Origin of the sequence: Vibrio sp. Isolate23 (assembly GCF_022398095.1) — a bacterium.
GTDB classification, from domain to species: domain Bacteria; phylum Pseudomonadota; class Gammaproteobacteria; order Enterobacterales; family Vibrionaceae; genus Vibrio; species Vibrio coralliilyticus_A.
This window is the reverse complement of the sequence record NZ_JAKEUV010000006.1, coordinates 171,449-183,661: the sequence shown is the minus strand read 5'-3', so window position 1 is coordinate 183,661 and position 12,213 is coordinate 171,449. Positions and strand designations below refer to the sequence as shown.

Here is a 12,213-nt window from a genome sequence, read left to right as displayed (position 1 = left end):
TTATTCTCAGTTACACCCGATTGAGGACTGCCCTGAGCTTGAGCGGTTTGACTGGCTTAGGAATAAAGCTAAATCCGTTAGATTTAATCCCCTCCATCATGTCGTTGGTTCGATCAGCACTGATGATCACACCTTTAAAACTATCTCCTAAACGCAGTCGACATTGCTGTAAAACTTCAAGCCCAGTGCGACCATTATCCAAGCGGTAATCAGAGAGAATTACATCAGGCAGCCACTCTTCGTCTAGACACTTCAAACTCGTTACCAAGTCAGTCGCCGTGCGTACATCACATCCCCAGCGCGCCAGCAAGTTTTCCATCCCGACCAAGATTTCTGGCTCATTGTCGACACAGAGTACATTAAGGTGACTAAGATCCGAGACGGCAGCTGAAGGCGCTGCTTGCGGCTGTACCAAAGCTTCATTGCTACGATTGAGCGTAATTGAGAACACGCTACCTTTACCTGGCCAAGATCGCATGGCAATCTGATGACCCAGCACGTGGGCGATGCCTTTCGAAATCGCTAAACCAAGTCCAAGCCCTTGATCCGAACGCACCTGACTACCTCGGGTAAACTCTTCAAAAATTTCCTGCTGTTTGTCTTCGTCGATACCGGTGCCGTTATCCCACACTTCAATCCTCGCCTGTTGACCTACCCGCCTTACCCCAAGCACCACCTTGCCTTTGGGATTGTAACGGAAAGCATTGGTCAGGAAGTTCTGCACCACCCTGCGCAGCAGTTTCGGGTCAGATTGAACAATCAGCTGGCTTGGCACCATCTCAAACTCAATCCCCTGCTGTTTTGCCAATGCACTGAATTCAGCGTTTAGATTAGAGAGAACATCATTAATTGCAAAGCCATGCACATTAATATCAAGCTTGCCAGATTCCAACCGAGAGATATCAAGCAAGTCACCGATCAGATCTTCAGCGGCCTCCAAAGCGCTTTCAATATGCTTGGAGAGGCGCTTGGTTTCCTCTTCTTGTGCCACCTCAGACAATGATGAAGCAAATAAGCGTGCGGCATTGAGCGGTTGCATCAGATCATGACTGACCGCCGCAAGAAAGCGCGATTTCGATTGAGATTCATGCTCGGAACGTTGAGTGGCAGAGACCAGCTGTTTGTTCAGTTGCTCCAGCTCTTGAGTTCGTTCATGCACCCGTTCTTCCAAACTTTCGTTAGCGTCTTTCAGTGCCTGCTCCGCATCACGGAACACCGTAATGTCAGTAAAACTCATCACAAAACCACCGCCGGGCATCGGGTTGCCCTGCACTTCAATAACCCGACCATCAGGCCGAACTCGTGAAGAAGTATGACGGGTGCCTTGTTCAAGGTGATAGATACGACGGCGGACATGATCTTCTGGATCACCGGGGCCACATAGCCCCTGCTCAGCATTATGACGAATCACATCCGCGATCGGCCTGCCCACCTGAATCAACCCTTGAGGAAAAACAAACAGCTCCAGATATCGTTGGTTCCATGCCACCAGGCGAAGCTGCTTATCCACCACAGCAATGCCTTGGCCAATATGCTCAATCGCCCCTTGGAGAAGCCCGCGGCTAAAGTCATACAATTCAGAGGCTTCGTCAACAATAGTCGCAACTTCTTCCAGTTGCATGTTGCGCCCTTGCAGGGCAGAGGTCAGGACCAACTTTGCTGAAGAGGCGCCAAAGACGCCAGCCAACACTCGCTCCGTGTGGCGGATTAAACTGGCAGGTGCCTGCTGGTTTGGCAACATAGTTCCGTGTTGTTGGGCCCAGTACTGCTCAAAGGCGTTTCGAACCCTTTGCCGGCCCACGAATCTCGATGCCAGCATTTCCAACTCCCCTACCGTCACACGGCTTTGATAGAGGCTGATGTTCTCACTTTCTGGCATTGGTGTACCGACAAAAGACGCCGACTGCAAACGCTCACTCAGACTTGAACGCGTCATTAATGAGACCAGTACATAGCACAGCGCGTTGACCGTCACACTGAGGACAATTCCCCAGTCAGAACCTTTAATACCAGCTGCCTGCAAAGCCTCTGGCGGTGTCACTAGCCACAGAAGGAAATTACTGTTGGCATCGCCGGCCAGCATATCGGTCTGACTCATTAGGGTAATAAGCCATAAGCCAAAGCCAAACGCGAGGCCAACATAGACCCCTTTCCGGTTACCATTTCGCCAATACATTCCCCCCAGTAGAGCAGGAGCAAACTGTGTAATCGCCGCAAATGAAAGAAAGCCAATTGCCGATAGAGAGTGAATGTTGCCCAGTGCCTGATAGAAGCCCCATGCACCAAGTAACAGCAGTAAAATCAAGCCCCGTCGAATAACCAACAATAGGCCGGAAAAGTGGCGGTGATTTCGCTGAGCAAGCTTCATCCGGCGCAGCAACAGCGGCATCACCAAATCATTCGACACCATAATGGCTAACGCAATGGTCGAGACAATAACCATGCCGCTAGCGGCAGACGTTCCACCAAGAAATGCCAGCAAAGCAATATCCTGCGCACCTACGGCCATCGGTAAGCTAATCACATACGTATCAGGGCTCGCACTACTCAATAGCCCCTGCCCTACCCAAGCAATAGGCAGAACAAAGATCCCCATCAAAACCAGATACACAGGAAATAACCAACGCGCTGTATGCAAGTCCTGCGCGCGCTCGTTTTCCACTACCATGGTATGGAACTGACGCGGCAGACAAACAATCGCCATCATGGTCAGCACAGTATGAATTAATAATGTCGGCAGGTTTGGTGACTGATAGGTATCAGAGGCAATCGACATCAGCTCGATGTCGCTGCGATTGAGTGCCAAATAGAGGATGAAACACCCAACGGCGAGGAATGCCACCAGCTTGACGATCGACTCAAATGCTATCGCCATCATCATTCCGCGATGGTGCTCTGTGTTGTCGATGTGGCGCGTACCGAACAGCATGGTAAATATCGCCAATGCACCAACCACAAACCAAGATACATCCATGCCCTGAGCGTTAAATGCTTCCGGTAATTCCGGAGAGACGATCTCCAGCCCCATGGTAATGCCACGCAGCTGTAAGGCGATGTAAGGCAAGATCCCCGCCACCGCTATCAATGTAACCACCACAGCTAGGCCTTGAGATTTACCATAGCGAGCAGCGATAAAGTCGGCAATCGATGTGATGTGTTCTCGTTTCGCAGTGATCACCAAACGTGCCAGTACACGCCAACCAAGAGTAAACACCAGTATCGGCGCAATATAAATCGGCAGGAAGGACCACGGATTATCACTAGCTTGGCCCACCGTGCCGTAGAAAGTCCATGAAGTACAATAGACCGCAATCGACAAACTGTAGATCCAAGGCCGCCAGCGAGCTAGCCAACGATACTGCTTATCGCCATACCAAGCGATGAAAAAGAGGAGTCCGAGGTACATCAGTGATACGGCGATCACTAGCCAGCCTTGCATCTGATTTCCTTATCGTATTGAAGTCTGCTGCGTTATTTATACAAACAAAAACCTCTCCATATTGGAGAGGTTTCATTTAACTAAGGAAGCGAATCGAACTCAAACAATTCCGCTTAATTCTGTGCTTTAACGTCGATAACCGAGGCACGTTCGCGTTTTGGTTCAACACGAATCAACAGTGCCAGAATGCCCATCACCGCCATCGCCCAAAAAACGTTCGCGCCCCAATTCTCATACCCCCAGCCACTCAAGGCGGTCATCAGAGCGATAAACGCACCGAGCGGAATGGCATTGTATAACGCTTGCAAAGCGACCATTTTTCTTGGCTCCGAATGCTGGATGTATTGAATAGCAGCGATGTGGGCGACGGCAAACGTCACACCATGGAGCAATTGGATTAAGACAAGCCCTATCAGTACCGTTGTCGAAGCGGTCAACCCCCAGCGAACCACGACTCCAATAGCCGCGACTAAAAACAGTGCACGTAACGACCAACCGGCAAACAGGCGTTTACTTAAGGCGAAAACTGCCACTTCCGCCACCACGCCTAAGCTCCATAAATAGCCGATGATATCTTCAGAATGCCCGGCTTCTTTCCAGTATATTGAGCTAAAACTGTAGTAAGCGGCATGACTGCCCTGAATCAAAGCCGCCAGAGCGAGGAACTTCAGAACGGAAGACTCCTTTAGTAGCTCGGTCAGTTTCGGTCTTTCTGCCTGCTCTTCTTCCGTCGTGACAGGCATCGGATTGGTGTTGCGCATCCCAACTAAAATGGCAAAAAATACCCCCGCTAGCGCGGTATACAAAATCATATCAGTGCCGAATTTGGCCACCAGATAGCCGACCACCGTAGAACCTGCAATAAAGGCCACAGATCCCCACAGTCGAGCACGCCCATAGTCGAGCATCTTCAGCCGCGCATAGTAGTTCGCCATCGCATCAGACAGCGGCACAATCGGCCCGCAGCAAAGGTTAAACAGCACAGTGGCACCCGCCATCAACCAAAAGCTACCGCCCGCAAAGAAGTGAAAACCGATAAAAATTAGGGCTGCAATGCTCAACCAGCGCAGCGCGGGCATCAGGTGCTCAACTTTATGGATACGCGGCGTTAGTACCATATTTGCGACACAACGAGTCGCAAAACCAATTCCAACTAATAAGCCGATATCTGTGGCTGAAACACCCTGTTCCTCAAACCACAACGCCCAGAATGGCAGATAGACACCATAGGCAAAAAAGAATCCGATAAAGTATTGAGATATCCAGCCATAGGGAGACGGATTGAGCATTTTGACCTCTGAATGCGATATGAGAGCGGATGCCGCATTATCTCTGCTTACTTGCTGAATAAAAAGGGAAGATTACTCACCAATCTGTTTCCGCACAGCCATCCTAAATTAGAGTAATTCGACCAAAGTCGTCTGGCACTTAAAAGGAAACTTGTCACACTTAAAGCATGGTTTCTTTTCTCACGCGGATCCGGTATGCCAGATAAATTCAACATGCACTCTCCACCGTTTGATCGTCTCGACGAAAGACAGCAGAACAAGCTACGTGCTTCGCTGGATGTGGCGTACTACCGAGATAAAGAAGTTTTGCTGGCAACCGGTGGGGATAGCCAGCACCTGCATATTCTGATTAAAGGCGCTGTTGAGGAGCGCAGTGCTAATGGAGAGGAAGTATTCGCCCATTACGCCAATGATGACTTGTTTGACGTACGCGCGCTGTTTGAAGGTAAAGTCCGCCACCACTACGTCGCGCTGGAAGATACACTCACGTATCTGCTGCCTAAAGCGGTCTTTCTTGAGCTATACAACGAAAATGGCCAGTTTGCGGCCTATTTCGATAACAATCTCGCCAAACGACAACAATTGATTGAAGCCGCCCAACAACAACAGAATCTGGCCGAGTTTATTCTCACTAAAGTTGACCGCGATATCTATCACCCTCCGATGATTCTTAGCCCTGAGCAGCCACTTAATGAGGTCACTCAGGTATTAAAGCAGAATGGAATTGATGCCGCTTTGGTCAGGCTTCATGACGACGACCCACGCTTGACCAACAGTCCAAATCAGCTGCCTTTCGCTATCGTCACCCGAACCAACATGCTGCATGCCGTAATGCTTGACGGTCATCCGCTGGATACTCAGGTCAGCGCGATTGCAACCTTTCCGGTGGTTCACGTCGACGATGGCGATTTTCTATTTAACGCGATGATAAAGATGACACGTCAGCGTATGAAGCGGGTCATGGTGGCGGACGGTAAAGAAGCGGTCGGTATGCTGGATATGACCCAGATTCTCAGTGCCTTTTCGACCCATTCTCATGTATTAACCTTGAGCATAGCCCGCGCTTCCAGCATCGAAGAACTGGCATTAGCATCCAATCGCCAACGTCAGTTAGTCGATAGCCTGCTAGGAAACGGCATTCGTACACGCTTTATCATGGAGTTGATTTCCGCGGTCAACGAACAAATTATCGAAAAAGCGTTTGAACTGATTGTTCCTCCTGCCCTTCACGATCATTGCTGTCTGATCGTTTTAGGCTCAGAAGGGCGCGGGGAACAGATCTTAAAAACCGACCAAGACAATGCATTGATTATCAGAGACGGATTGGACTGGCCTCAGTGCGACACAGTTATGGCTCAACTGACCCACACTTTACAACAACTAGGCTACCCACTTTGCCCAGGTAATGTGATGGTCAACAACCCGAAATGGGTGAAAAGTCAGTGTGACTGGCAGACAACATTAACACGTTGGTCTAAGCCTTCTTCTGCTGAGCACGTGATGGATCTGGCCATTTTCACCGATGCTCACGCTGTCGCTGGCAACAAGACGTTACTCACTCCTGTGCGACAACACCTCAAAGGGCTGATGCTGAATAATATGCTGGCGCTACAGGACTTCACTCGACCCGCGTTGCAGTTCTCTCTGCCACTGACTCTGTTTGGCAACGTCAAATCGGACAAACAAGGAGTCGATCTGAAAAGTGGCGGTATTTTCCCAATCGTTCACGGGATTCGCACCCTAGCGCTGGAATATGGCCTAGAGGAAAACAACACCTTTGACCGGATTGAAGCGTTGCGTAACAAACGCATCTTAGAGCCAGAAACTGCGGACAACCTCAATGAAGCTTTGAAGCTGTTCTTCAAACTCCGCCTTAGCCAACAGGTCGCTAATCAACATAGCCACAACCGCATCGACCTCAAACTGCTTGAACGCACGGAACGTGACTTACTGCGCCACAGCCTGCACGTGGTCAAAAAATTCAAACAGTTCCTTAGCTACCACTATCAAATTCGGGACTAATGATGAACTGGATTCAGCGCCGCTACTGGTATCACAAATTGAAGGGCTCTCCTTATCAGCCCCTGTTTGACTCAGTCCAAAAGGGTGAGTATGTTTCGCTCGATTGTGAAACCACCAGCTTAGATCCAAAGCGCGCCGAATTGGTCACCATCGCAGCGACCAAAATCATAGATAATCGCATCATCACCAGCCAACCTTTCGAAGTGAGATTAAGAGCTCCCCAATCGCTGGATTCTAATTCGGTCAAGATCCATCAGATTCGCCATTCAGACCTAGCCGATGGTATTGATGAAAAACAGGCACTGACCCAGTTACTGGCTTTTGTCGGCAACCGACCACTGGTGGGATACCACATTCGCTACGACAAGAAGATTCTTGATCTGGCGTGTAAACGTCACCTGGGGTTTCCTCTGCCTAACCCTTTAATTGAGGTCAGCCAGATTTACCACGACAAACTGGAGAAACACTTACCCAACGCCTATTTCGATCTGAGTCTGGAAGCCATTTGCAAACATCTCGATTTACCGATGCAGAGTAAACACGACGCTTTGCAAGACGCTATATCTGCTGCTTTAGTGTTTGTTCGCCTCACTAAGGGAGATCTACCCAGTTTAAATTTCCCCTACACTCGCTAATCATTCCGTCGATCCAAATCGCAAAATCAAACATAACAGCGTCATTAATAAGCAGAATCAGCTCTCTCATCCTAAAGTCTAATTGTCGAATCAAGCTGGGTGCTAGAAAGTGATAGATATAGGGATTTTCGACAAACGTGAAAACGTTTTAAACGAGCACTTGCTTGATTCGAGCAGAATTAAGCTCAAGGAGAGAAACAATGAGTGAAGCCCATATTTATCCGGTAAAGGACAATATCAAAACAAATACCCATGCGGATAATGATACCTACCTCGCCATGTACCAACAGTCTGTCTCTGACCCAGAAGGATTCTGGAGTGAGCACGGTAAGATTGTTGATTGGATAAAACCCTTCACCAAAGTTAAAAACACGTCATTTGACACAGGCCATGTCGATATTCGCTGGTTTGAAGATGGTACGCTCAACGTATCTGCAAACTGTATTGACCGCCACCTAGCTGAGCGCGGTGACGATGTAGCAATCATCTGGGAAGGTGATGACCCAGCAGACGATAAAACACTGACATTCAACGAACTGCACAAAGAAGTGTGCCGTTTCTCTAACGCTCTAAAAGAGCAAGGGGTACGTAAAGGCGACGTCGTGTGTCTTTACATGCCAATGGTACCTGAAGCAGCCGTTGCTATGCTGGCTTGTACTCGTATCGGTGCAGTCCACACGGTTGTTTTCGGTGGTTTCTCTCCAGAAGCACTATCGGGACGTATCATTGACTCAGATGCCAAAGTCGTTGTCACAGCCGATGAAGGCGTGCGTGGTGGCCGAGCGGTTCCTCTGAAAAAGAACGTCGATGAAGCATTGACCAACCCAGAAGTGAAAACGATCGATAAAGTACTAGTGCTGAAGCGCACTGGTGGTGATATTGACTGGCATGAGCATCGTGATGTTTGGTGGCATGAAGCAACAGCATCTGTTTCAGATGATTGCCCACCAGAAGAAATGAAAGCGGAAGATCCACTTTTCATCCTCTACACATCAGGTTCAACCGGTAAACCTAAAGGTGTCCTTCACACCACAGGCGGTTACCTAGTTTACGCCACCATGACCTTCAAATATGTCTTCGACTATCAACCGGGTGAAACCTTCTGGTGTACCGCTGACGTAGGTTGGATAACCGGCCACACTTACCTCATCTATGGTCCTCTAGCTAATGGTGCAAAAACCATTCTGTTCGAAGGGGTACCAAACTACCCGAACACCAACCGCATGAGTGAAGTCGTTGATAAGCACCAAGTCAATATTCTTTACACTGCGCCAACCGCGATTCGCGCATTGATGGCAAAAGGCAATGAAGCGGTAGATGGCACTACTCGTGATAGCCTACGCATCATGGGCTCTGTGGGTGAGCCGATTAACCCAGAAGCATGGGAGTGGTACTACAAGACGATTGGTAATGAGAAATCTCCGATTGTCGATACTTGGTGGCAAACCGAAACTGGTGGCATCCTCATCACTCCACTACCAGGCGCTACGGCACTAAAACCTGGCTCGGCCACTCGTCCATTCTTTGGCGTACAACCTGCGTTAGTCGATAACATGGGTAACATCATTGAAGAGACCGCAGCTGAAGGTAACTTGGTTATCCTTGATTCATGGCCAGGCCAAATGCGTACCGTTTACGGCGACCATGAGCGCTTTGAGCAAACGTACTTCTCTACGTTCAAAGGCATGTACTTCACCAGTGATGGTGCTCGTCGTGACGAAGACGGCTACTACTGGATCACAGGCCGTGTTGATGACGTACTCAACGTCTCCGGTCACCGTATGGGGACCGCAGAAATTGAATCGGCTTTGGTTGCCCACGATAAGATTGCAGAAGCAGCAATTGTCGGCATCCCGCATGACATCAAAGGTCAAGCCATTTACGCTTACGTTACACTTAATGATGGTGAGTTCCCATCAGCAGAGCTGCACAAAGAAGTGAAGGACTGGGTACGTAAAGAAATTGGACCAATCGCTACGCCGGACGTGCTGCACTGGACAGACTCACTGCCGAAAACTCGCTCCGGTAAAATCATGCGTCGTATCCTACGCAAGATAGCCACTGGTGATACCAGCAACTTAGGTGACACCTCAACACTGGCTGATCCAAGCGTTGTTGATAAGTTAATCGCCGAAAAAGCCGAACTTGCGTAGAAATAGTAAGCAAGACTAAGCCGTCACATTTGTGGCGGCTTTTTTATTGTTTGGAGCATATCTAGCGACCTAAAGTCCAAGGTAAAGCGGTCAAATTTGTTACCTTGGTAGCAGTTTTTCATCTCAGAAACGGGAGATTAGACCAGTAAATTGCTGCTAAATGCGCTGAATTGGCTATAATCTGGGTCTATTTTAAAGATCCAGCGTAAAATTTGACAATATAATCACGCTGAATCGGCAATATTATGGGAAGATTCCATTTCATATCATGAAGTAGGAAGATGGCAGCACAATGACAGCTAAATCACGCATTCTTGTCTTAAATGGTCCAAATTTAAATCTGTTGGGTCTACGCGAACCGGGTCACTATGGTTCTCAAACCCTACCACAGATTATCGACACTTTAACCGAGCAAGCCCACAAAGCTGGTGTTGAACTAGAGCATCTGCAATCAAATCGCGAATATGAACTGATTGAGAAAATCCACGAATCTTTTGGCAAAGTTGATTTCATTATCATCAACCCAGCAGCCTTCACACATACTAGTGTTGCTCTGCGGGATGCCCTACTCGGCGTCTCAATCCCATTTATTGAAGTACATTTATCTAACGTGCACGCACGCGAGTCTTTCCGCCATCACTCTTATCTATCTGATAAGGCGCAAGGTGTGATTTGCGGTCTAGGTGCACAAGGTTACGAATTCGCTTTGTCTGCTGCCGTAAACACATTGCAGGCACAGTAGCTTATTACTATCACAGTAAATGAACACACTCTGCAGCTCACTAGAGCTGTCTTATTCACAAGATAAAAGAGAAAGAAAAGATGGATATCCGTAAAATCAAAAAGCTTATCGAGTTAGTTGAAGAATCTGGCATTGCTGAGCTAGAAATCTCTGAAGGTGAAGAGTCGGTACGAATCAGCCGTAACGGTTCAGCGGCACCAGCTCCAATTCAATATGCAGCAGCACCAGTTGCAGCGGCACCAGCAGCAGCTCCTGCGGCGGCACCGGCAGCAGCTCCAGCGGCAGAAGCAGCAGCGCCAGCAGTACCAGCGGGTCATCAAGTTCTTTCTCCAATGGTCGGTACTTTCTACCGTGCTCCAAGCCCTGATTCGAAATCATTTATCGAAGTTGGTCAGTCTGTAACCGCTGGCGAAACACTGTGCATCGTTGAAGCAATGAAGATGATGAACCAAATCGAAGCAGACAAATCTGGTGTAGTTACTGCAATCCTAGTTGACGATGGTCAGCCAGTTGAATTCGACCAACCACTTGTTGTTATCGAATAATAGAGGCTGTCTCTTATGTTAGATAAATTAGTCATCGCGAACCGAGGCGAAATTGCGCTTCGTATTCTTCGCGCATGTAAAGAATTAGGCATCAAAACCGTTGCCGTACACTCAACAGCAGACCGTGATTTGAAACACGTACTTCTTGCTGATGAAGCAATCTGTATCGGTCCAGCTCGCGGTATCGATAGCTACCTAAACATTCCACGCATTATTTCAGCAGCAGAAGTAACAGGTGCAGTCGCTATCCACCCAGGTTACGGATTCCTATCTGAGAACGCTGACTTTGCTGAGCAAGTTGAGCGTAGCGGCTTTATCTTTGTCGGTCCAAAGGCAGAAACCATTCGCATCATGGGTGACAAAGTATCCGCCATCACTGCGATGAAAAAAGCAGGTGTTCCTTGTGTACCGGGCTCTGATGGCCCACTTGACAATGATGAAGTGAAAAACAAAGCTCACGCGAAGCGTATTGGCTACCCAGTCATTATCAAAGCCTCTGGTGGTGGTGGTGGTCGCGGTATGCGTGTAGTTCGCTCTGAAGCTGAGCTGGTAGAAGCTATCGCTATGACCCGTGCTGAAGCAAAAGCAGCGTTCAACAACGACATGGTTTACATGGAGAAATTCCTAGAAAACCCACGTCACGTTGAAGTACAGGTGATTGCTGATGGTCAAGGCGGTGCTATCCACCTTGGTGAACGTGACTGTTCTATGCAGCGTCGTCACCAGAAAGTGGTTGAAGAAGCGCCAGCTCCAGGTATCACAGCAGAAATGCGTAAGTACATTGGTGAACGTTGTACGCGTGCTTGTTTGGAAATTGGTTACCGCGGTGCAGGTACTTTCGAGTTCCTTTACGAAAACGGCGAATTCTACTTCATCGAAATGAACACGCGTATTCAGGTAGAGCACCCAGTAACAGAAATGGTGACGGGCGTTGACCTGATCAAAGAGCAGCTTCGTGTAGCAGCCGGCCAGCCTTTGTCATTCACTCAGGATGACATCAAGATCCGCGGCCATGCGATTGAGTGTCGTATCAACGCAGAAGACCCTGAGCGCTTCCTACCTTCACCAGGTAAAATTGAGCGCTTCCACGCACCGGGCGGTATGGGCGTTCGTTGGGAATCGCACATCTACACGGGCTACACAGTACCACCGCACTATGACTCAATGGTCGGTAAGCTGATCACATTCGGTGAAAACCGTGATGTTGCCATTGCTCGCATGAAGAACGCACTCGGTGAGATGATCATCGAAGGCATCAAGACCAACGTTCCGCTGCAAGAAAGCATCATGAACGACGAAAACTTCCAACATGGTGGTGCGAACATCCACTACCTAGAGAAGAAACTCGGTCTGCAGTAATTAGATTACTGACACGATACAAATGCTCA

General features: G+C 48.7%; 8 protein-coding genes. 6 read left to right on the top strand and 2 right to left on the bottom strand.

Annotated elements, in window-relative coordinates; genetic code table 11:
- Window positions 1-10: 10 nt before the first annotated feature.
- Complete coding sequence (locus L1D31_RS15680) at window positions 11-3,439, bottom strand: PAS domain-containing hybrid sensor histidine kinase/response regulator (protein WP_239838033.1); 3,429 nt, start codon at window positions 3,437-3,439, stop codon at window positions 11-13.
- A gap of 113 nt (window positions 3,440-3,552) precedes the next feature.
- A complete protein-coding gene (locus L1D31_RS15675; protein WP_239838032.1) occupies window positions 3,553-4,728 on the bottom strand; it encodes a 3-phenylpropionate MFS transporter in 1,176 nt (391 codons plus the stop codon).
- A 195-nt stretch (window positions 4,729-4,923) separates the two neighbouring features.
- Between L1D31_RS15675 and L1D31_RS15670 the strand changes: the two genes are divergently transcribed.
- The 6 genes from L1D31_RS15670 (at window position 4,924) to accC (ending at window position 12,184) form a co-directional block, all read left to right on the top strand.
- Window positions 4,924-6,750 carry a DUF294 nucleotidyltransferase-like domain-containing protein gene (locus L1D31_RS15670; protein ID WP_239838030.1) on the top strand — a complete coding sequence of 609 codons (1,827 nt, stop codon included), beginning with the start codon at window positions 4,924-4,926 and terminating at the stop codon, window positions 6,748-6,750.
- A gap of 2 nt (window positions 6,751-6,752) precedes the next feature.
- Entirely contained in the window at window positions 6,753-7,385 is a 633-nt protein-coding gene (locus L1D31_RS15665) for a 3'-5' exonuclease (protein ID WP_239838082.1), read from the top strand.
- 200 nt (window positions 7,386-7,585) lie between these two features.
- Window positions 7,586-9,538: an acetate--CoA ligase gene (gene acs / locus L1D31_RS15660; protein ID WP_239838029.1), complete on the top strand. Its 1,953-nt coding sequence runs from the start codon at window positions 7,586-7,588 to the stop codon at window positions 9,536-9,538.
- A 292-nt stretch (window positions 9,539-9,830) separates the two neighbouring features.
- Complete coding sequence (gene aroQ / locus L1D31_RS15655) at window positions 9,831-10,280, top strand: type II 3-dehydroquinate dehydratase (RefSeq protein WP_045985423.1); 450 nt, start codon at window positions 9,831-9,833, stop codon at window positions 10,278-10,280.
- Window positions 10,281-10,360: 80 nt separating this feature from the next.
- Window positions 10,361-10,825, top strand: a complete 465-nt coding sequence (accB, locus tag L1D31_RS15650; protein ID WP_239838027.1) for an acetyl-CoA carboxylase biotin carboxyl carrier protein — start codon at window positions 10,361-10,363, stop codon at window positions 10,823-10,825.
- Window positions 10,826-10,840: 15 nt separating this feature from the next.
- Window positions 10,841-12,184: an acetyl-CoA carboxylase biotin carboxylase subunit gene (gene accC / locus L1D31_RS15645; protein WP_239838026.1), complete on the top strand. Its 1,344-nt coding sequence runs from the start codon at window positions 10,841-10,843 to the stop codon at window positions 12,182-12,184.
- Window positions 12,185-12,213: the final 29 nt, after the last annotated feature.

What these genes read in the sequence shown, in the direction of transcription:
- L1D31_RS15680 (WP_239838033.1), bottom strand. Translation starts at nt 3,439, where the DNA reads ATGCAAGGCTGGCTAGTGATCGCCGTATCACTGATGTACCTCGGACTC.
- L1D31_RS15675 (WP_239838032.1), bottom strand. Translation starts at nt 4,728, where the DNA reads ATGCTCAATCCGTCTCCCTATGGCTGGATATCTCAATACTTTATCGGA.
- L1D31_RS15670 (WP_239838030.1), top strand. Translation starts at nt 4,924, where the DNA reads ATGCCAGATAAATTCAACATGCACTCTCCACCGTTTGATCGTCTCGAC.
- L1D31_RS15665 (WP_239838082.1), top strand. Translation starts at nt 6,753, where the DNA reads ATGAACTGGATTCAGCGCCGCTACTGGTATCACAAATTGAAGGGCTCT.
- acs (WP_239838029.1), top strand. Translation starts at nt 7,586, where the DNA reads ATGAGTGAAGCCCATATTTATCCGGTAAAGGACAATATCAAAACAAAT.
- aroQ (WP_045985423.1), top strand. Translation starts at nt 9,831, where the DNA reads ATGACAGCTAAATCACGCATTCTTGTCTTAAATGGTCCAAATTTAAAT.
- accB (WP_239838027.1), top strand. Translation starts at nt 10,361, where the DNA reads ATGGATATCCGTAAAATCAAAAAGCTTATCGAGTTAGTTGAAGAATCT.
- accC (WP_239838026.1), top strand. Translation starts at nt 10,841, where the DNA reads ATGTTAGATAAATTAGTCATCGCGAACCGAGGCGAAATTGCGCTTCGT.